At 46.1% G+C, this 24418-nt stretch carries 29 protein-coding genes; all 29 read right to left on the bottom strand.

Annotated elements, in window-relative coordinates; genetic code table 11:
* Positions 1-34: 34 nt before the first annotated feature.
* The 29 genes from rpsB to fliG all read right to left on the bottom strand — a co-directional run bounded on the left by rpsB (position 35) and on the right by fliG (position 24412).
* Positions 35-775, bottom strand: a complete 741-nt coding sequence (rpsB, locus tag U2H13_RS08640; protein ID WP_003154215.1) for a 30S ribosomal protein S2 — start codon at positions 773-775, stop codon at positions 35-37.
* Positions 776-918: 143 nt separating this feature from the next.
* Positions 919-1386 carry a DUF6115 domain-containing protein gene (locus tag U2H13_RS08635; protein WP_014417782.1) on the bottom strand — a complete coding sequence of 156 codons (468 nt, stop codon included), beginning with the start codon at positions 1384-1386 and terminating at the stop codon, positions 919-921.
* Between the two features lie 27 nt (positions 1387-1413).
* The gene (gene sigD / locus U2H13_RS08630) at positions 1414-2178 is read right to left on the bottom strand and encodes an RNA polymerase sigma-28 factor SigD (RefSeq protein ID WP_003154217.1); all 765 of its coding nucleotides are present in this window, start codon (positions 2176-2178) and stop codon (positions 1414-1416) included.
* 26 nt (positions 2179-2204) lie between these two features.
* Positions 2205-2705 (bottom strand): chemoreceptor glutamine deamidase CheD, encoded by a 501-nt coding sequence (gene cheD / locus U2H13_RS08625; protein WP_003154219.1) that lies wholly within the window; start codon positions 2703-2705, stop codon positions 2205-2207.
* A complete protein-coding gene (gene cheC, locus U2H13_RS08620) occupies positions 2702-3331 on the bottom strand; it encodes a CheY-P phosphatase CheC (RefSeq protein WP_014417781.1) in 630 nt (209 codons plus the stop codon). Before cheC ends, cheD begins: the two co-directional genes overlap by 4 nt.
* A gap of 15 nt (positions 3332-3346) precedes the next feature.
* Entirely contained in the window at positions 3347-3820 is a 474-nt protein-coding gene (cheW, locus tag U2H13_RS08615; protein WP_003154225.1) for a chemotaxis protein CheW, read from the bottom strand.
* 21 nt (positions 3821-3841) lie between these two features.
* A complete protein-coding gene (gene cheA, locus U2H13_RS08610) occupies positions 3842-5860 on the bottom strand; it encodes a chemotaxis protein CheA (RefSeq protein WP_121984423.1) in 2019 nt (672 codons plus the stop codon).
* Between the two features lie 5 nt (positions 5861-5865).
* A complete protein-coding gene (locus U2H13_RS08605) occupies positions 5866-6933 on the bottom strand; it encodes a chemotaxis response regulator protein-glutamate methylesterase (protein ID WP_007409791.1) in 1068 nt (355 codons plus the stop codon).
* The gene (locus tag U2H13_RS08600) at positions 6930-7823 is read right to left on the bottom strand and encodes a MinD/ParA family protein (RefSeq protein ID WP_072177008.1); all 894 of its coding nucleotides are present in this window, start codon (positions 7821-7823) and stop codon (positions 6930-6932) included. The genes U2H13_RS08605 and U2H13_RS08600 overlap by 4 nt, the downstream gene beginning before the upstream one ends.
* On the bottom strand, positions 7820-8911 hold the full coding sequence (gene flhF / locus U2H13_RS08595) for a flagellar biosynthesis protein FlhF (RefSeq protein ID WP_021493683.1): 1092 nt from the start codon (positions 8909-8911) through the stop codon (positions 7820-7822). Before flhF ends, U2H13_RS08600 begins: the two co-directional genes overlap by 4 nt.
* Complete coding sequence (gene flhA / locus U2H13_RS08590) at positions 8911-10944, bottom strand: flagellar biosynthesis protein FlhA (RefSeq protein WP_014417777.1); 2034 nt, start codon at positions 10942-10944, stop codon at positions 8911-8913. The genes flhF and flhA overlap by 1 nt, the downstream gene beginning before the upstream one ends.
* Positions 10945-10977: 33 nt before the next feature.
* Positions 10978-12057 (bottom strand): flagellar biosynthesis protein FlhB, encoded by a 1080-nt coding sequence (gene flhB / locus U2H13_RS08585; RefSeq protein WP_014417776.1) that lies wholly within the window; start codon positions 12055-12057, stop codon positions 10978-10980.
* A complete protein-coding gene (gene fliR / locus U2H13_RS08580) occupies positions 12057-12836 on the bottom strand; it encodes a flagellar biosynthetic protein FliR (RefSeq protein ID WP_376700768.1) in 780 nt (259 codons plus the stop codon). The genes flhB and fliR overlap by 1 nt, the downstream gene beginning before the upstream one ends.
* A gap of 6 nt (positions 12837-12842) precedes the next feature.
* On the bottom strand, positions 12843-13112 hold the full coding sequence (gene fliQ, locus U2H13_RS08575) for a flagellar biosynthesis protein FliQ (RefSeq protein ID WP_003154234.1): 270 nt from the start codon (positions 13110-13112) through the stop codon (positions 12843-12845).
* Between the two features lie 14 nt (positions 13113-13126).
* Positions 13127-13792, bottom strand: coding sequence for a flagellar type III secretion system pore protein FliP (fliP, locus tag U2H13_RS08570; protein WP_007409786.1), 666 nt, complete (start codon positions 13790-13792; stop codon positions 13127-13129).
* Positions 13785-14438 carry a flagella biosynthesis regulatory protein FliZ gene (fliZ, locus tag U2H13_RS08565; RefSeq protein ID WP_022553343.1) on the bottom strand — a complete coding sequence of 218 codons (654 nt, stop codon included), beginning with the start codon at positions 14436-14438 and terminating at the stop codon, positions 13785-13787. The genes fliP and fliZ overlap by 8 nt, the downstream gene beginning before the upstream one ends.
* 14 nt (positions 14439-14452) lie before the next feature.
* Positions 14453-14815 carry a chemotaxis protein CheY gene (cheY, locus tag U2H13_RS08560; protein ID WP_003154238.1) on the bottom strand — a complete coding sequence of 121 codons (363 nt, stop codon included), beginning with the start codon at positions 14813-14815 and terminating at the stop codon, positions 14453-14455.
* A 26-nt stretch (positions 14816-14841) separates the two neighbouring features.
* A complete protein-coding gene (gene fliY, locus U2H13_RS08555; protein WP_167409059.1) occupies positions 14842-15978 on the bottom strand; it encodes a flagellar motor switch phosphatase FliY in 1137 nt (378 codons plus the stop codon).
* Positions 15968-16966, bottom strand: coding sequence for a flagellar motor switch protein FliM (gene fliM / locus U2H13_RS08550; protein WP_003154240.1), 999 nt, complete (start codon positions 16964-16966; stop codon positions 15968-15970). The genes fliY and fliM overlap by 11 nt, the downstream gene beginning before the upstream one ends.
* A 33-nt stretch (positions 16967-16999) precedes the next feature.
* Positions 17000-17419, bottom strand: coding sequence for a flagellar basal body-associated protein FliL (gene fliL / locus U2H13_RS08545; RefSeq protein WP_014417773.1), 420 nt, complete (start codon positions 17417-17419; stop codon positions 17000-17002).
* Positions 17416-17631 (bottom strand): flagellar FlbD family protein, encoded by a 216-nt coding sequence (locus U2H13_RS08540; protein WP_003154243.1) that lies wholly within the window; start codon positions 17629-17631, stop codon positions 17416-17418. Before U2H13_RS08540 ends, fliL begins: the two co-directional genes overlap by 4 nt.
* Before the next feature lie 39 nt (positions 17632-17670).
* Entirely contained in the window at positions 17671-18447 is a 777-nt protein-coding gene (flgG, locus tag U2H13_RS08535; RefSeq protein ID WP_007409783.1) for a flagellar basal body rod protein FlgG, read from the bottom strand.
* A 24-nt stretch (positions 18448-18471) separates the two neighbouring features.
* On the bottom strand, positions 18472-18912 hold the full coding sequence (gene flgD, locus U2H13_RS08530) for a flagellar hook assembly protein FlgD (protein WP_007409782.1): 441 nt from the start codon (positions 18910-18912) through the stop codon (positions 18472-18474).
* On the bottom strand, positions 18913-20253 hold the full coding sequence (locus U2H13_RS08525; protein ID WP_095060054.1) for a flagellar hook-length control protein FliK: 1341 nt from the start codon (positions 20251-20253) through the stop codon (positions 18913-18915). It lies immediately after the preceding gene.
* Positions 20254-20259: 6 nt separating this feature from the next.
* The gene (locus U2H13_RS08520; protein ID WP_015388236.1) at positions 20260-20874 is read right to left on the bottom strand and encodes a MotE family protein; all 615 of its coding nucleotides are present in this window, start codon (positions 20872-20874) and stop codon (positions 20260-20262) included.
* 11 nt (positions 20875-20885) lie between these two features.
* Entirely contained in the window at positions 20886-21329 is a 444-nt protein-coding gene (gene fliJ, locus U2H13_RS08515; RefSeq protein ID WP_003154253.1) for a flagellar export protein FliJ, read from the bottom strand.
* A gap of 5 nt (positions 21330-21334) precedes the next feature.
* Entirely contained in the window at positions 21335-22651 is a 1317-nt protein-coding gene (gene fliI, locus U2H13_RS08510) for a flagellar protein export ATPase FliI (RefSeq protein ID WP_007611430.1), read from the bottom strand.
* Positions 22648-23403, bottom strand: a complete 756-nt coding sequence (gene fliH, locus U2H13_RS08505; protein ID WP_017417778.1) for a flagellar assembly protein FliH — start codon at positions 23401-23403, stop codon at positions 22648-22650. Before fliH ends, fliI begins: the two co-directional genes overlap by 4 nt.
* Positions 23396-24412 (bottom strand): flagellar motor switch protein FliG, encoded by a 1017-nt coding sequence (fliG, locus tag U2H13_RS08500; RefSeq protein WP_003154256.1) that lies wholly within the window; start codon positions 24410-24412, stop codon positions 23396-23398. The genes fliH and fliG overlap by 8 nt, the downstream gene beginning before the upstream one ends.
* Positions 24413-24418: the final 6 nt, after the last annotated feature.

The raw sequence follows: 24418 nt of genomic DNA, 5'->3' as shown, positions 1-24418 counted from the left end.
AAAAGGCAGTCCCTTCTATCACCTTTTGATTAGGTTACGCAGTTGTCGTTTCTGTTTCAGGTGCAGTCTCTTCAGCAGCTTCCGCTTCTTCTTCGCCTTGCTTCGCTTCAAGAATAGCATCTGCCATTTTAGAAGTAAGAAGTTTAACAGCGCGGATTGCGTCATCGTTTGCAGGGATTACGACATCAATTTCATCAGGATCACAGTTTGTATCTACGATTCCGATGATAGGAATGTTCAATTTGCGAGCTTCCGCAACAGCGATGCGCTCTTTGCGAGGATCGATAATGAATAATGCATCAGGAAGATCCTTCATGTCTTTAATTCCGCCGAGGAATTTTTCAAGACGCTCTAATTCTTTTTTCAATTGAACAACTTCTTTTTTCGGAAGTACTTCAAATGTACCGTTTTCTTGCATTTTCTCGATGTCTTTCAGACGCTTAATGCGTTTTTGGATTGTTTCGAAGTTTGTCAGTGTACCGCCCAACCAGCGTTGGTTGACATAGTACATGCCAGAGCGTACAGCTTCTTCTTTAACAGAATCCTGAGCTTGTTTTTTTGTGCCGACGAAAAGGATTTTTCCGCCTTCAGCAGCAAGGTTTTTCGTGAAGTTGTAAGCTTCCTCTACTTTTTTCACTGTTTTTTGAAGGTCAATGATGTAGATTCCGTTACGCTCCGTGAAAATGTAACGCTTCATTTTTGGGTTCCAGCGGCGTGTTTGGTGGCCGAAGTGAACACCAGCTTCAAGCAATTGTTTCATAGAAATAACTGACATGTGATTTCCTCCTAATAAAATGGTTTTTTTCCTCCGCTTAGGTCATTTTTGTGCAGAACTGCCGTTTGCAGCACCCTCTGCATAAATCGTTAAGCGTGTGTATTTAACACCAAGAAATAATATAACACAGCTTTATGCGACAATCAAGAATCCTTTACAGCTTTGCCGCGAAATTTTAAAAACAGCTCGATTTCTGTCTTTCCGCTCTGCATCCGTTTGGCAATTTCCGCGGGGGTGAGCCCTTGTTCATATAATTCTGAAACACGTTCTTCAAACGAATGCGCGCCGCTGTTTTCGTCACTTTCAGCCCGTTCCGTTGCACTGATGAGCTTTTCCATGTGGTCCGGAATATCAGGCTCTTCTTTCGGTTCCGGCCGGGGTTCGGCGTCTTCTGCGTCCGGCGCTTGACGGCTTTTTGCGTCTTCGAGTCTTTCATTTTCTTCTTTCAGCTCAAGCAGAAACGCTGCAAGGGTGTTTTCCGTCTCTTCAAGAATCTTCTTCTGCTGGCGCTCCGTCTCCTTGAGGGCTGAAAACCTCGTGTACAGAATAATGACGGCATAAAGCAGTACGCCGTGAAGCACAAAGCTTAAAAGCCATAATAGTGTTGACATGTTTTTCACTCGCTAACCATGAGTTCATTATTGAATTACTTTTTCAAGCAGGTGCTTTAATTTGAACAGCGCCTTTGAATGAATCTGTGAAATCCGCGACGTCGAAAGGTTCAGGACTTGTCCGATTTCGGTCAAAGTCAGTTCTTCTTTATAGAATAAACTGACGACAAGCTGCTCTTTTTCAGAGAGCTCATGAATTTTGCCCGCAAGCTGAGCGATCAGCTCGTCCTTCATGATTTTTTCTTCCGGCGGCACATTTTTGTCATCTCTGATCATCACTTGAATATTCTCACCGTCATCCTGGTCGTGAAGCTTTTCATCAATTGATAAGAGATTGGCAAAAAACCCTTCATTCATCGTTGATACTACGTCCTGCTCCGTCATCCCCAGCTCTTCTGCGATCTCTGAAGGCGTCACATTCCGAAGGTAGCGCTGTTCAAGTTTTTCGATCGCCGCTTCGACTTTTTTTGTCTTCTCCCGTGAAGTTCTGGGCAGCCAATCTTCTTTACGCAGCCCGTCGATGATTGCACCGCGAATTCTAAACGAGGCATAGGTATCAAATTTTAAATCCCGGCCGGGGTCAAATTTTTCTAGGGCATCATATAAACCAAGCATACCAAGGCTCATTAGATCGTCTTTATGCACCGATTTCGGCAGTCCGACGGAAATTCTGCCGACATGATATGTGACCAGCGGCATGTAACGGCGCATTAAATCATCACCGGCTTTAGGATCTTTCCACTCTTTCCAGCGCGACCAAAGCACCTGATCTTCATAATTCAAGGATTGCATTGTTATCCCCCTACCTCATACCTTTATTAAATCGTTGTTTCACCTTGTTTAACAGTTCGAATGTGCAGCATGCAGGACTTTGGCTCAAATTCAATCGTCCGGCCGCTTGAGCCGCCCGTATCTTCACTGATGACCGGAATGTTATACAATGAAAGCTGCTCTTTGATGGCCGCTACATTCCTCGGACCGATTTTCATCAGGTCGTTTGTCATTTTAAACTTAAACATCTCCGCTCCCCCGGCGAGTTTTGCCTTCAGGGCAAACTTGCGGCAGCCGGCTTTCAAAAGCATATCAATCGTCATCTTAACGGCGGTGTCCGCGTATTTTGCACGGTTGAGCTCCGCCGTTTTTGATAAACCGGAGTCCGGCAGCATGACATGAACGAGTCCTGCCGTTTGTTTGTCTTTATCGTATAAAACCAGCCCCACGCATGAACCGAGTCCCGAGGTCCGGATTTTATCCGGGTAACGCGCGACTTGAACATCCGCAATCCCCACTTTAACGACTGCGGCTTCCGCACGGCTCATAAAGCCGCACCCAATGAGACGAAGAGCTTTTCAAAAGAATCATAGTCCGGGAGCATAAACATGTGGGCTTTGAGCTCCTGCCGGCTGCCCTGGTCAAAAATAGAAGTATCCACGACAATGGCATGCTCTCCGACTTGACTGAGCTCCATCAGCCCTTCACTGATAACTGCGCCGAACATATCAAGTGAGATTTCCGGCACGCTCGGGTAAATCTCAAGCTTTGTCAAATCAGCCAATGCCGTTAAATAGGAACCAGCTAAAATATTGCCGAACTCATGTAAAGCAGAAGAACTCAAATGATCTTCGCCCAGCTGGTCAATATCAAAATCCGGATTTCCGATCAGCTCTCTGATAAACTGTTCCGCCTGATCAAAAGGCATGATGAGAAAGATAGAGCCGGTCATGTCGCCTTCCATTCTTAAAAAGATACTGGCGACCGGCGTTTCAGCCCCGCCGAAAAAATCAGCGAGCTCATCAAATGTCAATAAAGTCGCAAACGGCACTTCCATGTCTATCTTTCTGTTCAGCAGCTGAGCCATTGCAGAAGCCGAGTGACCCGCCCCGATATTTCCGACTTCCCGCAAAATATCCATCTGCTCTTCTTTGATCGCTTCAAACTTACTCATGTTGTCTTTTCCCCTTTAAGCATTAGGCTCTCCGGACGCAGATGCCGAAGCACCTTTATCCAGCACCGCATGCGCATCGATAATATTGAGGAGCCTGTTATCTTGCTTAACGATCTGTTTAATCCACACATCCGTTTCCTTTGTCTGGCTTTCAGGCGCGGATTCGATTTCATTTTCATGCACGGTGATGACGTCATTGGCCTCATCCACGACCCATCCGACATCAGCGTCACGATAAGAAATGATGATAATCCGAGTCTCTTCTGTGATGTCCTGTTCAGGCTGGTTCAGACGTTTTCTTAAATCAAGAACCGGGGTAATCACTCCGCGCAGATTAATAACGCCGCGGATATAAGATTCCACACCCGGGACCCTCGTCGGTTTTTGCCACTTTTCAATTGATTTCACCTGGGAAACTGAGATAGCGTATTCTTTCCCGTTTATCATAAACACAATCATTTTTTCACCTGTTTTGATTTCAGCAGTCATTCGGGCACCTCCTCGTGTCGTTTAGTAGATCAGCGCATTACAATCAATAATCAGCGCCACTTCTCCGTTTCCGAGAATCGTAGCGCCGGAAATCGCAAAGACGTTCGTCAAATAGTCGCCGAGTGATTTCAGTACGACTTCCTGCTGTCCGATAAAAGAGTCCACGACAAAAGCAGTGGATTTATCGCCCTTTTTCACGACGATTACATGGAACTGATCGGCATCCTGATTTGAATCCGTAATGCCGAATTCTTTTTTCAGATAGACGATCGGAACGATTTGGCCTCTGAAATCAATCACTTCTCTGTCATGCGTCTGCAGGATATCTTTCTTATCAATAACAGCCGTCTCTATAATAGAAGAAATCGGTATCGCAAACGTCTCTTCTTCCAGTTTAATGAGAAGAACAGATATAATTGAAAGTGTCAGCGGAAGCTGGATACTGAAAAGAGAACCTTGGCCTTCCGCAGATTTGACACTGACAGAGCCGCCGAGTGATTCGAGTTTATTTTTTACAACATCCAGACCGACGCCCCGCCCTGAAATGTCAGAAATTTGATCGGCAGTCGAGAAGCCCGGAGCAAAAATAAGCTCGTAAATCTCATTATCTTCAAGCGTTTCAGCATCACGTTCGGTGATTACACTCCGTTCGAGCGCTTTTTCAAGAATTTTCTTTCTGTTCAAGCCGGCCCCGTCATCTTCAACCTCAATAAAGACGTGATTGCCGCTGTGATATGCCTTAAGCACGACATGACCTGATTCCGATTTTCCTTTATTCACCCGCACTTCAGGCGATTCAATGCCGTGATCGATGCTGTTTCTGATTAAATGGACAAGCGGATCGCCGATTTCATCAATCACCGTACGGTCCAGCTCCGTTTCAGCTCCGATGATGGACAATTCGATTTTCTTGTTTAATTCCTTTTGAAGCTGGCGGATCATTCTCGGGAAACGGTTAAAGACGGTTTCTACCGGCACCATCCGCATATTAAGAATAATAGACTGAAGGTCGCCCGAGATTCTGGTCAGGCGTTCAACGGTTTCAGTCAGCTCATTGTGGTCAAGCTCCTTGGCGATCTGCTCAAGACGTCCGCGGTCAATGACAAGTTCTTCAAAAAGGTTCATTGAAGAATCCAGTCTTTCAATGTTGACGCGAATCGTTTTCGAGCCGCTGTGATGCTTCGGCTGTTCTTCCGTTTTCGCTTGCGGCTTTGGCTGTTTCTCAGCCTTTTTAACCGGAGCTTCCTTCACCGGTTCAGCCGCTTGCGGTTTTTCGGCCGTTTTTAACGGCGCACCGGCAGAAATTTCGACATTCTCCACTTCTGAAATGCGGCTGATGAGTTCTTTAATTTCTTCAGCAGGCTGCTTTGTCAAGAAACACACCTGAAAATCCGTTCCGAAATCTTCCGTCTCAAGCACTTCCGCGGCAGGTATCGTTTTTGCGACTTCTCCGGCTTCATTCAGCTTTTCAAAAATCATGTACACGCGCACGGCTTTGAGCATGCAGCTTTCATTCAGGGAAACCGTTATTTCATAGCGGCTGAATCCTTGCTCTTCCGCCTCTTCAATAACAGTTCGTTCGAACTCATCATAATTCCATTCAGTTGAAGCCTGTTGTTTTGAAGCCGGCGGTTCTGCTGTTTCGGCTGAAGCCGCAGTCTCATGCACCGCATTTACGTCGAGCTTCGCACTCACTTCAGAAATATCACGTTTGCCGTCTCCTCCGTCAATAATGGACTGCACCATCTCTTCAAGATGATCAAGCGCTTCAAACAGCACATCCAGCCAATCTGATGTAACGGGCATTTCTCCGTTGCGGATGGCGTCCAGCACATTTTCCATCAGGTGGGTTAAATGCGCCAGATCTGTATATCCCATCGTTGCGCTCATGCCTTTCAGCGTATGGGCAGCTCTGAAGATGTCATGCACAAGCTGAAGGTCTGCCGGATCTTTTTCCAACAGCAGCAGCTTTTCGTTACATGTCTGTAAGTGCTCTTTACTTTCATCAATAAAGACATCTAAATATTGATTCATATCCAATTGATTCACACCCTCTCTTTTTTCACACATCCGGTGATGGATGCCGCGATATCTTCCACATGTTTAATCTCATGAATGAGGCCCGCCTTTATCGCTGACTTCGGCATTCCGAACACAACACAGGATTCGTCCGATTCCGCAATCGTTTTAACGCCGCCTGTTCTGAGCATTTCTTTTACGCCTTCGGTTCCGTCGCTGCCCATGCCGGTCATAATGACGGCTACCTTTTCGTAATCGGATAAGCGGCTTGCCGACCGAAACAAATAATCGGCTGACGGTTTATGCCGGCTTTCCGTATCATGAACGTCAAGAATGATGCGGAGCCTTCCGCCTTCCTCTGCAACCGTCATATTTTTTCCGCCGGGCGCGATGTACACCCATCCGTCTTTCGCTTCTTCACCGTTTTCCGCTTCTTTGACCTGAATATCTGACAAATGGTTGAGTCTGTCTGCAAGTGAAGCGGTGAAGCCTTCAGGCATGTGCTGAACGACAAATACAGGCGCCTTTAAATCCTTCGGCAGTTTCGGAATCACCTTTTGCAGAGCCCGCGGTCCGCCTGTAGAGGTCGCGATGAATACGGCCTGCTTGGCGGATTTTGCTTTCGGTCTTTCAAATCCCGCTAAAGCCGGACGTTCCGGGATAGAAGACTCTTTCACTGCCGCCTCAGGTTTTTGTGCGCGGGACAGCCCGGCTGCAATCACCCTCTCAATCAGCTGCTCTTTAATTTTATAAAGATCAAGTGAAATCGCTCCGGAAGGCTTGGTGATAAAATCAAAAGCGCCCATTTCCAGGCAGTTGATCGTTCGGTCCTTCCCTTGTTGTGTCTGGCTCGATACCATGATTACGGGAAGTTTATATATGCTGATGATCTTCCGCAATGTATCCGTTCCGTTCATGACCGGCATTTCAATATCAAGCGTGACAACATCCGGTTTGAGAAGCTCTATTTTCTTCAGCGCCTCTTCCCCGTTTCTGGCTGTCCCGATGACTTCTATCTGCACTTCCGCAGCCAGAAAATCGGTAATCATCTTTCTCATAAAAGCTGAGTCATCAACGACAAGCACACGAATCACTGTAAAGTCCTCCTCAATAAAAAAGAAGATAATCTCTCAATAAATGCCGGTTTCTCTTCTCTTGGTTTGTTTTCTTCCGTTTGAAACAAGACATCCGTCAGAAGACGGACGGACCTGCTGGCTTTTGCTTGAGGACTTTTTATTAAAAAAGGCACCTGGTCAATGACGGCTTGACTTACTAGCGGGTCATCGGGTATGGAGCCGGCGAAACGCACTTCCGCGCCTAAAAACGTGTGAATCGCATGAGAAAGGCGGTTGTACGTGTCCAGCGCCTGTTTTTGGGAGCGGGCGCGATTGACGGCAATGTTTACGGTCAGCCGTTCATCCGCGAGCAAAAGATGTTTGATCGCGCTGTAGGCATCCATAATGGCCGTCGGCTCAGGCGTTGTCACGGCGAGAATGTCTTCCGCCGATAAAATAAACGGCAGCTGTTCTTTTGAAAGTCCCGCTCCCATATCAAACAGAACGTAATCAAAATCGCTTAATACAGCGGAAAGACCATTCATAAAAGCCGCCCACTTCTCTCCGTCAGCTTGATAGATCGCCTCAAGCCCCGTTCCTCCGGATATGTACCGAAGGCCTTTCGGACCGGAGGACAGTGATTGCGCCAATGCGTGCCGATTCTCCATCACATCAATAATGGTGCGGGAAGAAGCAGCGCCGATCAGCACATCAATGTTGCCCATTCCGATGTCAAGATCAATGATGAGTGCTTTTTTTCCTTTTTCCTGCAGGGCAACTGCCATGTTTAATGTTAAATTAGATTTTCCGACGCCGCCTTTACCGCTGATGACAGCTAATGTCTTCGCTTTTTTCTCATAAAGCTCCGGCTTGATCATTTGCCGCTCTCTCATTTTCCTTCTTAATGACTCTGCCTGATCGGGTTTCATGTCAAAAGCATCCTTACAAACTCTTTTGGTGAAGCCGATAGGATGTCCTCAGGCACATCCTGTCCATTTGTCAAATAGGCGGCGCCGATTCTTGATTCCGACAGCACTTGAAACACGGAGCCGAGTGAGGCGGTTTCATCCGTTTTCGTGAAAATGAATTGATTGACCGGCACACCGGAAAAACGTTTCAGCACCTGTTTCATATCTTCATATTTTGCAGATGCTGATAATACGAGAAAGGATTGTAAGCCTGATTCAAACGGAATCATCTCTTGTAATTCCGTAATATACTGCTCTTCTTTAAAGTTTCTACCGGCTGTATCAATGAAAACATGGTCATATTCAGCGAATTTTTCCAGTGCCTTCAGACATTCTTCCTTTGAATAGCATACTTCAAGAGGAGCCTGAAGCAGCTCCGCATATGTCTTCAGCTGCTCGACCGCGGCAATCCGGTAAGTATCCGTCGTCATAAAGGCAATTTTTTTATGCTCTGTCAGCATTGATGAGGCCGCGAGTTTCGCAAGTGTAGTCGTTTTGCCGGCCCCGGTTGAACCGAAAAGCACGACGTATTTTGATTGAATCCCTTCCTGCCACTTGTCTTCCGAAGGGAGTTTTTTCACTAACAAATCCTGCAGTTTTGAGCTGACATTATCTTCAGTTAAATCTCCGGAAACAATTGAAGAACGGAGCAATTCACTGAGTACGGCGTTTTGCGTATGATCAGGAAGCCCAGCTTGCTTCAATAGTCTCTCGGCTTTTTTTAATGGTTCAGGGAGCACTTCTTTATAATGCGCCAGTTCGCCGGAAATACTTTGATCCGGAAGACGCGGCGGCTGAACAGGCTCAGCTTTCTCCGCCGTTTCCGTCTTTTTCATTTCTTCAGCGGCAGCCGGCGGCGTTTTTCTCGCTTCCCTGACGTCACGATCTAAAACCGCTATCACTTCAACGGCCTGCTGCGACCGCAGCCCCAGCCATTTTCGTTTCTTTACTTGTTTGGAATGTAAAATAACGGCATCATTGCCGAGTTCCTTTTTGATTTGCTTCGCGGCATCCTGCATTGAAGCGGCTGTAAATTTTTTTATTTTCATTAAATATCCACCACTCCAATGCTCTGTACTTCAACATTTGCTTCCAGCTCATTATAAGAAAGAACCGGAAGATCAGGGAAATACCGTTCTAACAGCTGTTTAACATACATTCTGACAGCAGGCGAGCAAAGAAGAATCGCTGACTCCTGACGGATGGAAAGCTGCTCGGCCTCTTTAGCGACAGAACGGATGATGCTGTCTGAAACCTCAGGGTCGAGTGACAGGTAATTGCCCTGTTCAGTCTGCTGTACCCCGTCTGCAATCGCTTTTTCCACCCGGCCTGAGCATGTGATGACCTTCAGCGTTTCATGCTCTCTCGCATATTGTGCCGTGATTTGTTTGGCAAGCGACTGTCTCGCGTATTCTGTCAAAAGATCTGAATCTGTCGTTAATCTTCCGTAATCGGCAAGAGTTTCAAAAATGGTCACCAAGTTTCTGATTGACACTTTTTCTCTCAGCAATTTGGCAAGCACCTTTTGAATATCGCCGACAGAAAGAGGGTTTGGCGTGACTTCCTCAACAAGCACAGGATAATTTTCCTTCAGATGATCGATCAGCTGCTTTGTTTCCTGTCTGCCGACCAGTTCATGGGCATGCTGCTTAATTTTTTCTGTAATATGCGTAGATACGACTGACGCCGGATCAACAACTGTATACCCCAGCATGTCTGCTTCATCTTTCGCAGCTTCGCTGATCCATTTTGCGGGAAGTCCGAACGACGGTTCAATCGTTTCAATTCCTTCAATGACGTCATCTTCAGGCGTCGGTGACATCGCTAAGTAATGATCCAGCAGGAGCTCTCCTTTAGCGACTTCATTGCCTTTAATTTTCAATCTGTATTCATTCGGCTGGAGCGCGATGTTATCCCTGATGCGCACAACCGGAATGACAAGTCCCAATTCAAGCGCAAGCTGACGTCTGATCATGACGATGCGGTCAAGAAGATCACCGCCCTGCCCCGCGTCTGCAAGCGGCACGAGTCCGTATCCGAACTCAAATTCAATCGGATCAATATGTAAAAGCTGCACAACGCTTTCCGGGCTTTTCAGTTCATCCGCCTGAGCCTCTTCTTCAAGAATTTCTTCCTCTTCTTCGCTCGGCTTATCCGTTTTGGACAGCATGTAAGCGCCGAATGCAAGCAGACCGGCGATCGGCCCCGTCAGCAGAATGCCGATCGGTGTAAGAAGACCGAGCAAAAGTACAGTTCCCGCGGCTACATACAAGAGCTTCGGATAAGCAAACAGCTGGCCTGTAATATCATGACCGAGGTTTCCTTCAGATGCCGCTCTCGTCACGACAATCCCTGTAGCCGTTGAAATAAGCAAGGCCGGCATTTGAGAAACGATACCGTCACCGACCGTCAGCATTGTAAAGTGAGACGCAGCTTCTTGTATGCTCATCCCCTGCTGCAGCATGCCGATTACGATTCCGAAAATAATATTGATCATCACGATGATGATACCCGCGATGGCATCCCCTTTGACGAATTTGCTCGCACCGTCCATGGCGCCGTAAAAATCGGCTTCCCGGGCGACTTTTTCACGTCTGTGCTTTGCATCCTGCTCCGTAATCATGCCGGCATTTAAATCCGCGTCAATACTCATTTGCTTTCCGGGCATCGCATCGAGCGTAAATCTCGCCGCCACTTCCGATACCCGCTCGGCGCCTTTTGTAATGACAATAAACTGAATAATAATCAAGATAATGAAGACAACAAGCCCTACCAGCACATTTCCGCCGACAACGAAATTCCCGAATGTCTCAACAACCTTTCCCCCTTCTCCGTGAGAAAGAATCGAACGTGTCGTCGACACATTGAGCGAAAGCCGAAACAGCGTCAATAACAGCAGCAATGACGGGAATATCGAGAATTGCAGCGGTTCTTGCATATTCATTGTGGTGAGAAGCACGATCAACGCAAGAGAGATATTAATGATGATCAAAATACTTAACAACCATGGAGGGAATGGAATCACCAGCATTGCCACAATGAGGACAACACTTATTAAAACCGATAAATCTCTTGTTGACATGCTGTTTTTCTCTCCTTTTGAATCTGAAATTCACTATACTTTTTGTTTCGTTTTATATACATAAGCCAAAATTTCCGCAATGACTTTGAAAAACTCTTCCGGCACAGCCTGGTCAATGTCAACCTGATCATATAACGCACGCGCGAGCGGCCTGTTTTCAATCGTCATGACATCATGTTCTTTGGCGATCTGCCTGATTTTTAATGCGAGATGGTCGACCCCTTTGGCAACAATGTAAGGGGCGTCCATTTTCTTTTCATCATATTTTAAAGCTATCGCATAATGGGTCGGGTTGGTAATGATGACATCCGCTTTCGGCACTTCCTGCATCATCCGCCTCATCGCCATTTCCCGCTGCTTCTGCTTAATTTTGGACTTGATTATCGGATCACCCTCCGATTTTTTGTATTCATCTTTTATATCCTGCTTTGACATTCTGATATTTTTCTCATAGTCAAAACGCTGATATAAATAATCAAGCCCGGCCAGCAGCATTAAAGCCCCTGATCCCGCAAGCCCCATCCAAAGCGTGAGCTTAGAAACGAAAGTGAGCACTTCCGCAGGCGTTAAAAGCGGAAGGCGAAGAATATCGCCATAATGAAGCCAGAGCACCATAAAGGCGGCAAAACCGACCACAGTAATCTTCAAAATAGATTTGACCAGTTCAACAATCGCCCTCATGCTGTAAATCCGCTTAAAACCTTTCAGCGGGCTGAGCTTATTCAAGTCAGGCTTGAGGACTTCCGCAGAAAACAGAAAACCCACCTGCATGTAATTGCTCACGACACCTGCCACAAGCGCGACCAGCATAATCGGCGCGAGGATGAGGCTGATATCTTTCACCGTATCCACGAACAGTTCATGCACGGCAGATGCTGACAGGTGTAATGTTATCGATTTCGTATAAAACGTTTTAATAAAGGACAGCAGCCTGTCCCGCATATAAGGACCGAGCGCGATCAGCGAAAGAAAGATAATCAGTAAAGAAACGGCTGTATTCACATCCGTACTTTTCGCGACCTGTCCTTTCTTTCTTGTATCCTTCCGTTTTTTCGGAGTGGCTTTCTCCGTTTTTTCACCGGCAAAGAATTGCAGATTCAGTCTGAGTCTCATCATGTCACACCGACCAATGCCAATAGATTCCGCATGGTTTCAACGGTAAGGCTGAAGATGTTGCGGACGACGACAAACATCACCGACATACAAACGATCAGCATAATAAAGCTCACGGCTATTTTCAGAGGAAGCCCGACAACGAAAACATTCAGCTGCGGCACCGTTCTTGCCACAATACCGAGCGCCAAATCAACTAAAAACAGACTGGCCACAACCGGCGCAGACATTTGAAAAGCGATAATGAACATGGCATTGAAGCTTTTTGTGATAAAAAGTCCAAAGTGATCATTTCCAAACGACGGAAATGCCTGATCAAGCGGGATATACTGAAAGCTGTAATAAATCCCGTCCAATAAAAGATAATGGGCGTTTACGCTGAGCATAAATAACAGCGCCAGCGTATAAACGAATTGTCCGATCAGCGGGCTTTGCGTTCCTGATTGCGGATCAATGACATTGGCGATGGAAAAGCCCATCTGAAAATCAATAAAGGAACCCGCTATCTGAATGGCTGTCATCATCATGAAAGCAATCAGCCCGAGGCTCAAGCCCACAACGGCCTCTTTTATGACAAGCAGCATATACTGTTCCCCTATTTCTATTTCCGGCGCATGTTTCAGCGTGCTGAAGCAGATCACCGAAAGAAAAAAAGCAAAGCCGATCCGGTGAACCGCCGGCAGATTCCGATGTCCGAACACCGGCACCGTTACAAAAAAAGCAGAGATTCTGATAAAGACCAATAAAAAAGCGGGAAATAAATCAATGATGGAATTCATTTGATTCTACCCTGCAAATCGGTTCAGATGAGAGAACAGATCAGTTGTGAACGAAAGAATCGTCGACAGCATCCAAGGACCGAAAAAGATCAGTCCAAGCATCACCGCCACGATTTTCGGAATGAACGCTAGCGTCTGTTCCTGGATTTGAGTTGTCGCTTGAAAGATACTGACGAGCAAACCGACGATCAGCGCGATCGCAAGCAGCGGCCCGCTGATCATTAGTGTTACATATACGGCTTTTTCCGCCATGGAAATTACAAATTCTGAACTCACAATTAGCACCTACCCTAAAAGCTGTCAAGCAAAGATTTCACGATTAAATACCATCCATCGACCAAAACGAAAAGCAATATTTTAAAGGGCAGAGAGATCATAACCGGCGGAAGCATCATCATTCCCATTGACATTAAGACGCTCGCCACGACCATATCGATAATTAAAAACGGAATAAAAATCATAAAGCCCATTTGAAAAGCGGTTTTGAGTTCTGATATCGCATAAGCGGGGACCATCGTCGTCAAAGGAATATCCTGAATCGATTCAGGTTTTTTCATTTTGGCATAGTTCATAAACAGCGCCAGATCCTTCTGTCTTGTATGCTTGCTCATATACTCTTTAATCGGCTTCTCGGCTTTTGTATATGCTTCATCGAGACTGATTTTGTTGTCCATCAGCGGCGTTAAGGCTTCCTTATTAATCTCTGAAAAAGTCGGCGCCATAATAAAAAACGTCAAGAACAGCGCAAGGCCGATTAAAACCTGGTTGGGAGGCATGTTCTGCGTCGCCAGTGAGGTTCTCACAAAAGACAGAACGATGACGATTCTCGTAAAGCAGGTCATCAAAATCAGAATCCCCGGCGCTACTGAAAAGACAGTCAAAAGCAGCAGTAATTTAACAGTGGAGCTGACTTCGGTCGGACTGCTTGAATTAAAAAGATTAATGAATTCATTCATGATGATAAGGGCCTTTCTTCTTTCCTTCAGAACGGCTTTGTTTCAGCTCGTTCAGCTGTTCTTTCAGCGCTTTTGAAAACGACGGAAGCATCGTTTGCGGCTTTTTTTCTCCATCCTTACGCGGATTTACGAGCTTGATCCATTCCACTTTTGAAGACATCGACTCTTCGTATTGGCTCAGAATCGCCTCGCGCTCTTTTTCATCTTCAATTTCTTTTAAAAGCTGTATCGTTTCGCCCACACCGACTACGAGAACGCTGTTTCCCACTTTAATCAGCTGCACGGAACGGTTTTGGCCGACTGACGTTCCGCCGATATTTTCTACATATTGAAACGGCTTCAGCAGACGGTTTCTTCTATTCATCAGTTTGACAAATCCATAGATCAGCAGAATGACGAATAATAACGCCCCAATCATCTTTACAAAATCAAAAGCGGAGACAGAAGATGCAGAAGCATCCCCTATCTCTTGATCAGCCGTTTGTTTCGATGTATCGCTTTTTTTCTCTGTTTTGTTTGTTGATTGTTTGTCAAACCATTCGTTGACGGTGGAATTGTCAGACTCCGCCGCAAAAGCAGGGAACGGATGTACATTGAGTAAAACGAAACAACAAATCAAAGCTAGTAAACCATGACTCTTTTTCAACAGTCGTACACCCTTTAGCTTAATGTTTTATTAATGGCTTCAAGCACGCGGTCCGCTTGGAACGGTTTCACGATAAAGTCTTTTGCGCCGGCTTGAATCGCGTCAATAACCATTGACTGCTGGCCCATAGCCGAACACATGATGATTTTCGCCTGCGGATCGATTTGTTTAATTTCCTTTAAAGCTGTAATCCCGTCCATTTCAGGCATTGTAATATCCATTGTCACAAGGTCGGGGGAATGCTCTTTGAATTTTTCGACCGCCTGCGCTCCGTCTGAAGCTTCAGCTACAACGTCAAAACCGTTCTTCACTAAAATATCTTTGATCATCATTCTCATAAATGCTGCATCGTCTACAATTAAAATTCTGTGTGCCATAATCTGTTTCTCTCCTCTATGTTCGCTTATTTTAAATTGTTAAGGCGGTCTGCCTGACTTAAAATATCAGTGACTCTCACGCCGAAGTTTTCTTCTATGACGACGACCTCGCCTTTTGCCACGATCCGCTGGTTGACCAGGATGTCAACAGGTTCACCAGCCAGCTTGTCAAGCTCAATAATGCTTCCCGCAGAAAATTCAAGGATTTCTTTGACGCTTCTCTTCGTTCTGCCGAGCTCAACCGTAACGGAAAGCGGAATATCCATCAGCATATCAAGGTTATTCCTTGATCCTTGCGCCGCTTCGTTATGATCAAACGCCTGGAATTCCACCGGAGCGACTTGAACAGGAGCAGCTTTTTTGGCGGTTCCCTGTCTCTTCGGAAGCTCGGGTTTTGCCTGCGGCTCCGGCTGCATGGCAGGTTCCGGCTGCGGCGTTTCGTATGTTTCCTGTGGTTCTGATACGGTTTCTGCGGCCTCTGACTCATGCTGGTCTGCAGTCATCAGTTCTGCGATCAGATCTTTCGCAAACGTAATCGGATAAAGCTGCATGATGCTCGAATCGATTAATTCGCCGACTTTCAGACGGAATGACACTTTTACGAGCAGGTCATCCTCAGGTATTCTGTCGGTCCCTTTTTCTTCCGTCACATCCAGAAGTTCAACCCTTGGCGGAGAAATGTCAATCTTTTTACTGAACACGGTCGACATTGACGTCGCAGCCGAGCCCATCATTTGATTCATTGCTTCCTGAACGGCGCTCAGGTGGATTTCACCGAGTGACGGATCGGCGCCCAGGCCGTCCCCGCCGATCATCAAATCCGCGATGATGGCCGCGTCGCTTTGTTCGACGACGAGCAAATTGCTGCCGTCAAAGCCTTCTGTGTAGTTCACTTCAATGGCAACATACGGATGAGGAAATTCATCACTGATTTTGCTTTTTGAAATGACGGTCACACTCGGCGTCGTAATGTCCACTTTTTGATTTAAAAGAGTGGACAGCGCCGTAGCCGAGCTGCCGAACGAAATATTCCCGATTTCTCCGATCGCATCGCGCTCAAGTTCAGACAAGTTCGCCTCTTGAGGCTGTTCTGTATCCTCTGATTGACTGCTTGTGCCGTTAAGAAGAGCATCGATTTCATCTTGAGATAATCTATTGTTCATCTTGTTCACCTCTTATGTCGTGATCTAAAATTTGCACTGCCTGTCTTCGATTCACCCGGCCGGCCTGCCCTAAAAACTTCGGTTTGTTTCCGACCAATACAGTAAGAGGATCAGTCACTGATTTGTCCAGAGTTATACAGTCCCCGACTTCCAAACTTAAAAATTCTTCTATTGTCAGTTCAGAAGCGCCCAAGAGAGCCACAACGGGAATTTGAGCCGTCATGATGCGCTTTTCAAGCAACTTCGTTTCTTCGGGCTTCGCTTCATTCCGGTCTGATTGCATCCAATAATGTACGGAAAGCTTAGGGATAATCGGCTCAAGTACGACATGGGGAATACAAAGATTAATGACACCGCTGATTTCACCTATCTGCGTATTGAGAGAAATGACAACGACTGTTTCATTTGGGGAAACCATCTGTACAAACTGAGGATTCACTTCAAATTCAGTCATTTCAGGGTCAATATCAGCAATCGATTGCCACGCTTCTTTGTAGTTGCCCAGTGCATTTTCAAATAAGTTAGAAATAATATTCGTTTCAATTTCCGTAAGGCTGTCAGCTTTGTTATGAGTGATGCCGATGCCTCCCATGACGCGGTCAAGCATTGCGTATGCGATGGTGGGATTAACCTCCATCATGATTCTGCCTTCCATCGGATGGACATCGAATAAATTTAAAATCGTCATGTTCGGTATGGAACGGATAAATTCTTCATACGGCACCTGATCAACTGAGCTGACGGATATATGAATATACGTTCTGAGCTTGGCGGAAAAGTGTGTTGTGAGAAGCCTCGCAAAGTTATCATGTATCCGGGTTAAACTGCGTATCTGATCTTTCGAGAATCTGAGAGCCCGTTTAAAATCATATACCTTTACTTTTTTCTCTTTTACTTCCTTTTTCAGCTCTTCCGCATCCGCCTCACCCGTGGAAATGGCGGAAAGCAGTGCGTCTATTTCATTTTGGGAGAGAACTTCTCCTGACATTTTCTTCACCTCCGTATTCTGTCAAATTTGTTTTTATTGCAGATTAAAGGAGGTAATGTACACTTTCTGAACTTTTCCTTCTTGGAGATAGCTGTTTACTTTCTCTTTTAATGATTGTTTAAACGCTTCTCTTCCTTTATCTCCCTCAATCTCTCCGGCGCTTGTGTCGGCTAAAATGGAAATGATGTTGTCTTTCACCTGAAAATCGCGTTTTTCAAGTTCTTCCTTCGCTTTAGCCGAGTCGGTTTCAAGCTTGATGCCGATACGGATGATGCTGTCAGACTTTAAGTTTGTCGTAATATCGTCGACAGACACAGTGGCTGCAACGACTTCGTCAATTGTCGGCTTTTTATCTTTGCCGGAATTTCCGCTGACGACAAAATATGCTGCCGTTCCGAGGCCGGCGATGACAATTAAAATAATCAGCAAAATGATGACTAATTTTTTCTTCATTCTTCTTCCTCTATTCCCTGATCCAGTGAAAATATTTGTATGCTATGGTAAAACGATATGACTTTTTTGAGAACTGCTTCTTCCGGTTCTTTCACTACGAACTTTTTGCCGTTGGACAGTGTAATCGTCGTGTCGGGGAAGCACTCAATCTGTTCGATAAACAGCGCGTTCAGCGTAAAAGGCTGGCCGTTTAAACGGGTGACTTGAATCATGCAATCCGGAGAAGCGGCTTAACCGCCTCTCCTCCCTCCTTACCGTTTCAGATTAACCAGCTCCTGAAGGATTTCATCTGAAGTCGTAATGATTTTTGAGTTTGATTGGAAACCCCGCTGAGCAACGATCATTTCGGTAAATTCATCTGTCAGATCTACGTTTGACATTTCAAGATAGCCTGCCAAAAGCTTACCCGTTCCGTTTTCGCCCGGCGTGGTGACTGCGCTCGCAGCTCCTGAACTTAATGATTCTCTGTAAAGGTTGCCTCCGATTTTTTCCAGACCGGCGCTGTTAGGGAACGTGACCAGACCGATTTGTCCGGCATCATGAACCTCATCCCCTGCATCAGTGTATGTAACGGTTCCGTCTGCACCGATGCTGTAATCTTTCGCATCAGTCGGAATATTGATTTTGCCGCCGCCGATTTTTTCAAGGTAGTACCCGTCAGTCGTAACAAGGTTCCCTTGATTGTCCTTTCCGAAATTCCCCGCACGTGTGTAAACAATTCCCGCACCTGTATTAATCTGAAAGTAGCCGTCTCCGTCAATGGCTAGGTCGGTTTTATTCTGTGTAGCCTGCGGGGCGCCGGTTGAATGAACGACATCAATGGAAGAAGTCGCGGCACCCAAGCCGATTTGTTTTGAATTGGTCACGTTTGAACCGCCGGCGACTGTCTGGCTGATCATATCTTTAAATGTAACGCGGCTTTTCTTAAATCCCACTGTGTTGACGTTGGCGATGTTATTGCCGATTACATCTAGTTTTGTCTGAAAGTTTTTCATGCCGCTGATACCGGAATATAATGAACGTAACATGTTAAATTCCCCCTGGGTTTCTTTTTATTTAGATGTTTCGCTGACGGCCGTGACATTCCACGGACTGACCTCTTTGCCATTTTCAAGCACGAGCACGTAATTGCCGTTTGAATGCTTGACTGAATTGACCGGGCTTGTCTGATCCTTCCCGTCGCTGTCGCTGAATGTAACATTTTTGCCGATCCAGTTCACATACATCGTAAACGGATCTTGATTTTCTACAAATTTAGTCATCGTCGTATTCATATTCATCATTTGCTCCAATGAAGAAAATGTCGCCATCTGGCTGATGAATTCTTTGTCATCAACCGGATTGAGCGGGTCCTGGTTTTGAACCTGTGTCATTAAGATCTTCAGGAATTCGTCTTTCCCTAAATTCGTGCTGCTGTTTACTGCGGAGGTGCTCTTCGCGCTTGATGTGGTTGAAGCGCCCGCCGCGGCATAATCCGAGTTTACTGATGTCAACTATTCTTCCTCCATTTCATTGAGAGAAAGCTCCTCCAGCATATCTCCGAAATCGCCTGACTGCTGCTGGTTCTTCTGCTCTCTCTGTCCCTGATGCTGCTGTTTATTGTGATCGGCCGTCTGTCCGTAAACAGGCTGCTGATCCCCGCTTTGAAGCGGGACTGTAAAACGGTCGACTTGGACCGCCATATTCGGAAGCGACTGTTTCAGCTGAGGAAGATGCTGTTCCAGCAGCTCTTTCGCAGACTGGCTGGATGCGATTATTTTGCTTTGAAACATCCCGTTTTCGTTTGTCACCTTAATTGTGACAAATCCGAGGTTCTCGGGATTAAGACGAATCGTAAAGCTTCCGGTTGTTTTCCCGAAAGGCGTGTATTTCATCTGTTTCCAGCCGCTGATGACCTGATCCGTTAACGGTTTATTTTCTGCCGGCTGCTGTTCCCCTGCGGACGTTTGCTGAATGCCGGCAAGGCTTCTCGTTCCCGAAAACAGTATATGTGCAGACAATTTGCTGTCAGGCTCCTTTGCGTGAGAAACCGTGCCGCCGTTTTGCTGTTCTGTTTTCCCGGCTGACTCTTGGAATGATTCAGATGATTGAGATAACACAAAAGCTTTCAGCTCAGTTTCAGCCATATCCCAATCCTTTGTTCCCTTTTGAGAAAGGCCCGCAAGCTGCTCCGTGACGCTTTGAAAGCTCTTCAGCTCAGCGGCTGTCATGGAGTAAAGTTTAGATGCAGATTCGTTTTTCGGAAAAAATGTCTGCCGCAGGTCTTGAATCACGCGGTCCGGGACACCTTGTTTTTTCAATGCCTCTAATAAACGGGCGCCTTCCTGGTAAACCGCCTTTGCCTGCGCGCTGTCAGGCAGTTCCTGCTGAGATGTGAAGAGCTGGGATACGGCTTCTTGAATGAACAGCAGCCCCTTCTCAAGCGCATCCTTGACGGAATCCCCGTCTTTTGCGGAAGAATCCGGCTCATCCGTTTCAGGCTTCCCCCCATGCTGTTTTCCCGCTAACATGTCTTCAACAGATTCGGCAAGCTGTTTCAATAAAGGAAGAGCTGTTTCAGCCGTCTGCTTTCCTTCAAGAGCTTTTACCGCCTCAAGCAGCTGTTTTAGCTGCAATTCTTTATCTTCCGGGCCGGCTTTCAGCCAATCACCGATTTTCGATAGGGCATCATTCAGCTCAGCGTCACTTGTTTTTGTTTCATCTCCGGGCTGCCGGGGAGAAGTGATTTCCGATAGGAGCCAGTTCTGAAATAGACCTAAGCTGTTTACATTCATCTTCACATTGCTGTTTTGCGCAGTCTGCGTACGATTACCCGTTAATTCAAGCAGCTTCAACTTACATCACTCCTTATTTCCGTCAGCGGATAGTTTTTCTGTATATTTAGCCGCTTGTTCAGGAGTCATTTTCGTCAAGATTTCAGCAAGCTGCTTTTTACTTAATCCGTTTAAAATATCGAGGGCTTCTTTTTCTTTCAGCTTTACGATAATGCTTGCCGCTTTACCGCTGTCCATACTTTTATAGATGTTGATCATTTTATCTTTTCCGGCTGAATCCGAAGCGTCTTTTTTCGTTTCATCCGTCTTCGTTTTCTGCTGCTGTTCAGCTTCCTGTTTCAGTGAACGGATTTTCTGATTCAGATTATCGATTTCGGACTTGCTTGTGTCTAAATCTTTATTCAAAATGTTAATTTCACTTTTTTGTTCCTTTATGGTCTTTTCAAGAGAAGCCGTTCTGTCTTCCTTCTGCTTTTCCGCCGCACTTTTCATTTCTTTCGTTTCGGGAACCAATTCTTTTAAAACAGGCGTTTTAGCGGCTGTTTCCTGAATCGGCTTCATCACATCAACGCCGGCAGCCCAAAGGATGATGCTTGCGACGATGATCAGAAAAATCAGCGGGATCATGATAAAAAGCAGGATTGAACCGAACTTTCCAGATCTCTTTTCTTTATCGGCCATTTCATTCGCTCCTAATGCCCCTGAATCATAAACTGCTTGATTGAAATGTCGTCCATTTCCCTCATCTCTGCAGCTTTGTCTTCAAGTGCGAACATATTAAATTGTTTTTCCCGCATTTTTTCAAATTTCTTTACTTCAATGTTTTTTTCGGTGAGCTGTTCCTGCTTCTCATTCATTTCATTTCGTTTCATGATGACAAGCTTTTGATAATGATAGATGGTGTTCTCAAGATTGGAAACGAATTGCTGATAATGTCTCATTTCCTGAACGCTCATCCCGCATTTCAGCTTTGATTCTTTGTCTTTTTCGAGCAATTCTTTTTTGCTCATATTTTCATATAGTTTTTCAGCCACTGTCTCAAATTCAGAAACCGATTGTCTGTATTCAGTCAATGTTTGGTCTTTTTCATTTTCTTTTAATTCCAGCAGCTTTTGAAATCTGAATTGGTATGCCACGATGTTTATTCCTCTTTTCCTGTCAGACTCGTCAATGCCGCAATGCTGTCTTCCAATTGAGCAGGTTCTTCCGTTCCTTGTTTTAAAAATTGAATAAGCTGCGGATAAAACTGAATCGCTTCATCAATTTCTCTTGATGACCCTCTTTTGTAAGCTCCGATATTAATGAGATCTTCAGAGTTTTGATAAGTTGACAGAAGATCGCGGAATTTGTTGGCCGCCTCTATATGCGATGTGTCTGAAATATTAGACATGACCCTGCTGATGCTTTTCAGGATATTCACGGCCGGGAACTGCCCTTTGTTGGCAAGCGCCCGATCGAGAACGATATGCCCGTCTAATATTCCGCGCACCGTATCGGCAATCGGTTCGTTCATATCATCTCCGTCAACGAGAACCGTATAAAAAGCGGTTATCGTTCCTTGTTCATTCGCGCCCGTTCTTTCCAGCAAACGGGGCAAAATAGCGAACACGGAAGGTGTATATCCTTTTGTTGTCGGCGGTTCTCCCGCTGCCAGGCCGATTTCCCGCTGAGCCATCGCGACCCTCGTGACGGAGTCCATCATGAACATCACATTCCGGCCTTTATCGCGGAAATACTCTGCAATGGCGGTGGCCGTATACGCCGCTTTCAAACGCATTAAGGCGGGCTGATCAGAGGTCGCGACTACGACGATCGAGCGTTTCAGGCCTTCTTCGCCTAAATCCTTCTCGATGAATTCACGCACCTCGCGCCCCCGTTCACCGACGAGTGCGATAATGTTTAAATCAGCTTCAGTCTGCTTCGCGATCATTCCCATCAGGGTGCTTTTTCCGACCCCGCTTCCGGCAAAAATCCCGATTCTCTGCCCTTTTCCTACCGTCAGCAGACTGTCAATCGATCTGACGCCGACACCCATCTTTTCCCGTATCGGCGGGCGTTTCATCGGGTTTGGAGGCGGCTGTTCCGTCGAAACGGGGGACAAACCTTTCGGAAGCGCCCGGCCGTCAAGAGGTTCGCCGAACGCGTCGACAACTTGTCCGATTAAACCCGCGCCTACTTTGATGCGGAGCGACTCGCCAGTGGCCTCCACAATGCTGCCCGGCGCGATGCTGGCCGCTTCCAGATAAGGCATTAACAGAATGTTTTCATCCTGGAAGCCTACAACCTCAGCTTTAATCGCTTTTTTCGCATGGCCTTTCGGATAAATGAGACAAACATCTCCGATTGAGCTTTCGGGCCCTTTTGATTCAATCATCAGCCCGATGACCCGTTTAACCTTGCCGTAGCGCTTGTACGGATCCGCTGTTTCAATTGAGTCTATTAAATACTGTGTCTTCATTGCTCCGCTCCCGCCTCAAGCGCCGTTAAAAGTTTTTGCTTTAATTGCATCAGCTGGGTATCTATGCCTGCATCGACACGTCCGAACGGAGTTTCTATCGAGCACGTTCCCTTCGCGGCTTTTTCATCGGCATATAAGCTTAATCTGCATTCTTTGTATAACAGCTGCTGAATTTCGTCCATATGCTGATGAACCGTCTCATAATATTCAGGGTCCACATAGATGGAGATGTCATCATAATCTTTTACTTCGGCTACTACCTGTTTGACCAGCAGAAGGAAAGCCTCTTTATCATCACTTTTTTGCCGCCATACTTTTTTAGCGAGCGCAACGGAAAGCTCAATGATTTCTTCCTCAGCGCTTTCCAGTTTTTCCTCGACTGACTGTCTCGCCATTTCCATAACGGCATTGGCCCGGCTGATGAGATTGGCGTATTCAGCTTGAGCCTCGGCTTTTCCCAATGCCATGCCTTCTTCATATCCTTCTGCCTTTGCTTCTTCTATCAATCTTTGTTTTTCTTCCGCCCAGCGGTGTTTCTCTTCTTCAATCTGACGAAGAGTGTGCTCAAATTGATTTTTCGCTTCTTCAGACACCCTGTCGGCTTCTGCTTTGGCAAAAGCCATGAGAGCCTCTGGATTTTCGGGTTCCTCCCGGTCTGGCTGGGAATGTGTTTTCCTGACTTCCTGCAAGGAAAGCTTGCGCCGTTTTTGTTCAGGAGAAAATGATGATTGCTGTTTAATGATATTAGACAATAATATCGTCTCCTCCGCCTCGCGCGATTACAATTTCTCCGGCTTCTTCCAGCTTGCGGACGACGCCCACGATTCTTGATTGCGCCTCTTCCACATCACGCAAACGCACAGGCCCCATAATTTCCATTTCCTCTTTAAACGTTTCAACCATGCGCTGTGACATATTGCTGAAGACGATTTCTTTGACTTCCTCGCTTGCAACCTTCAACGAAAGCAGGAGGTCGTCGTTTTCAACGTCTCTGATCACGCGCTGAATCGCACGGTTATCAAGGGTGACAATATCTTCAAAGACAAACATCCGTTTTTTGATTTCATCCGCCAACTCAGGATCTTGGATTTCTAATGAATCAAGAATCGTTTTTTCCGTTCCTCTGTCTACGCCGTTTAACACTTCAACAACGGCTTCTATGCCGCCGGTCTGCGTATAGTCCTGCGTAAAGGAGGAGGACAGCTTTTGTTCAAGGACCCGCTCCACTTCATTTATGATTTCAGGAGACGTTCTGTCCATAACCGCAATCCTTCTTGCCACCTCAGCCTGAACGTCCGGGTTCAGCTCAGACAAAATCTGTCCGGCCTGCACCGGGTCAAGGTAGGATAAAATCAGCGCCATCGTTTGCGGATGTTCCTGCTGAATGAAATTTAAAATCTGTTCGGGCTCCGCTTTTCTCGCGAAATCAAACGGCTTTACCTGCAAAGAAGAGGTGAGCCTGTTTAAAATGCTTACCGCTTTGTCTTCTCCGAGCGCTTTTTCAAGCACTTGGCGGGCGTAATTTAAACCGCCTTGTGAAATATAGTCCTGAGCGATTGCGATATTATGAAATTCTTCAATGATTTCATCTTTTCTTTGATGATCGACGCTTCTGACTCCCGAAATCTCGAGTGTCAATCTTTCAATTTCTTCTTCAGACAAATGCTTGTACACAGAAGCTGATACATCAAGGCCTAAGGAAATCATGAGGATGGCTGCTTTTTGTTTTCCTGTAAGCTTGTTCTGATCACGTTTCGCCATTTTCCA

Source organism: Bacillus sp. A1 (genome assembly GCF_042296235.1).
Taxonomy (GTDB): Bacteria; Bacillota; Bacilli; order Bacillales; family Bacillaceae; genus Bacillus; species Bacillus velezensis.
Note: the sequence above shows the minus strand (reverse complement) of the source record. Positions and strands in the feature narration are given on the sequence as shown.